Source organism: Corallococcus sicarius (assembly GCF_003611735.1).
GTDB classification, from domain to species: domain Bacteria; phylum Myxococcota; class Myxococcia; order Myxococcales; family Myxococcaceae; genus Corallococcus; species Corallococcus sicarius.
The window spans coordinates 1-468 of record NZ_RAWG01000724.1 but is presented as its reverse complement, the minus strand read 5'-3'; the positions used below and the strand labels follow the sequence as shown (position 1 = coordinate 468).

Here is a 468-nt window from a genome sequence, read left to right as displayed (position 1 = left end):
GGATAATGAATGGTAATTGGACCTCCTAAAGACATGTTAGGTCTTGTAATCTTGGAAAAACGTGCTTTAGACTTGGAAAGACATACCATAACTAGAAGAAGAGCCTGACTCTAATGTTTGGCTCGATTCAGGAGCATATGTGAACTGGACTGCACTGCTGTACACCATGGTATCTGATGGTGGCGTTTCAGTCACAGATGACTCGATCAGCGTACTTGTGGGATTTTCGATAGCGCTGCTTGACGAAACCATGCTCGAAATGATGATAGTTGACGTGTTGAGGCTTGCTGTGGAAGCATACGGTGCGGCAATGCTCGTTGTATCCACATTGATGCTACTTGAGTAGCTTGATGAAGAAGTTTGGCTTGCTGATGGAGTCGGTGAGGGTTCCCCTAAGCTGGAAGAAGAGCTGCTCGATAATAGAGATTCAGATGCAGAAGAGCTGCTTGAAGATGCAGATTCAGATAC

General features: G+C 45.3%; 1 protein-coding gene. It reads left to right on the top strand.

What is annotated here, in order from left to right:
* The first annotated feature begins 139 nt into the window (after positions 1-139).
* Positions 140-346 (top strand): hypothetical protein, encoded by a 207-nt coding sequence (locus D7X12_RS42690; RefSeq protein WP_147444030.1) that lies wholly within the window; start codon positions 140-142, stop codon positions 344-346.
* The last annotated feature ends 122 nt before the right edge of the window (positions 347-468 follow it).